The sequence below is a fragment of the Serratia plymuthica NBRC 102599 genome (genome assembly GCF_001590925.1).
GTDB classification, from domain to species: Bacteria; Pseudomonadota; Gammaproteobacteria; order Enterobacterales; family Enterobacteriaceae; genus Serratia; species Serratia plymuthica.
This window is the reverse complement of sequence record NZ_BCTU01000057.1, coordinates 1-1,800: the sequence shown is the minus strand read 5'-3', so window position 1 is coordinate 1,800 and position 1,800 is coordinate 1. Positions and strand designations below refer to the sequence as shown.

General features: G+C 60.9%; 1 protein-coding gene. It reads left to right on the top strand.

Translation table 11 applies throughout. The annotated features are described in order from the left end of the window. On the top strand, window positions 1–1,800 hold a 1,800-nt coding region (locus tag SPL01S_RS24080; protein ID WP_174523975.1), incomplete at both ends, for a hemagglutinin repeat-containing protein.

Sequence of the window (1,800 nt, the reverse complement as noted above, 5' to 3'; positions counted from 1 at the left end):
ATTTGTACGCCATGCTGGGCCAGCAACCCGGCGCTGCGCCGCGTGAGAATGACAGCCGCTTCACTAACGAAACGCAGTTTATCGGTTCGGCCTATTTCCTCGATCGTCTCAAACTGAATCCGGACTACGACTACCGCTTCCTTGGCGATGCGGCGTTCGATACCCGTTACATCAGCAACGCCCTGCTGACCCAGACCGGCAAGCGCTATATCAACGGCGTCGGCTCCGATTTGCAGCAGATGCAACAACTTATAGACAATGCCGCCCAGGCGCAGAGCGGCTTGAATTTGCAGCTCGGGATCAGCCTGACGCCGCAGCAGGTGGCACAGCTGGACAGCAGCATCGTCTGGTGGGAGAAGGTGACGGTCAATGGCCAAACGGTGCTGGCACCGAAGCTGTACCTGGCCAAAAAAGACCTGGCACCGCTCAGTGGCAGCGTGATTGCAGGCAACAGCGTTAATCTGAACGCCGGTAGCATCGGTAACGACGGCAGTACGTTGCAGGGCGGCGAACGGTTGAGCGCGACCAGCCAGAGCGGCATCAGCAATATCAATCGCGGGCTGATGGACGCCGCGGGCGAGCTGCAACTCACCGCCATCGGCGACATCAACAATATCGGTTCCACCCTCAGTGGCCGGCAGGTGGCGCTGGAAAGCCTCGACGGCAGCATCATCAACAAAACCCAGACCCGCCAATGGGATGCCAAAGGTTCTCTGGGCGGCGAGTCCCTGACCCTGTCGCGCACTGAAATCGGCGATATTGCCGCCATCAGCGCCGAAGACGGGTTGAGCATGAAGGCTGGCGATAATATCGACATCACCGGCGCGAAAGTGACCTCCGGCGGTGGGATGAGCCTGCAAGCGGGTGGCGACGTTAACCTGATTGCCAACAACACCTATACCGCCGACAAATATAACGGCAACGAGCGCAGCAGCAGTGGCGCCACCCGCAGCACCCTCACCAGCGGCGGCGATTTGCAGTTGCAGGCCGGGCGTGACCTGAACTCGCAGGCGGCGGCGATAGTGGCGGATAACCATGTCGGGCTGAACGCCGGGCGTGACCTTAACCTCAACGCGCAGCAAAGTCGGGAGTATCAGGCGAGCCAGGGTGGCGGCAAGCAGCAGGTGAACGACTCTTTCCGCCAACAAGGCACTGACATCGCCAGCGGCGGCGATACGCACATGCAGGCCGGACGCGACGCGACCCTCAACGCCGCGCAGGTGCAGGCAGGCGGCGACGTCTCGGTCAACGCCGGGCGCGATATCGCGCTCAACAGCGCCACCGAGAGCGACTACAGCTTCTTCGAAGAGACCAAAACCAGGAAAGGCTTGCTGTCCAAAACCACCACTCATACGGTGAAAGAGGACTATGCCACCCACGAGAAAGGCAGCTTGCTGAGCGGCAATAACGTTTCGCTCAACGCCGGCAATGATCTGAAGGTGCAGGGCTCGACGGTAGTAGGCGACGGCAAGGTCAACCTGCAGGCGGGCAATGACGTCGCGATCGTGGCGGCCACCGAAGAACAATCGAGTTACCGGCTGAACGAGAAGAAAACCAGCGGCATGTTCAGCGGTGGCGGCATCGGCGTAACCTTCGGCAGCACCTCGTCGCGCCACCAGTTGAACGAAGACGGCACCACCCAAAGCCAGAGCGTCAGCACCATTGGCTCGACCGGCGGCGACGTGAATATCATCGCAGGCGGCAAGGCGCATATCGGCGGCGCGGATGTGATTGCGGATAAGAATCTGAACGTGGTGGCGGGGGACATCAGGATCGATCCGGGCAATGACCTGCTGCGGC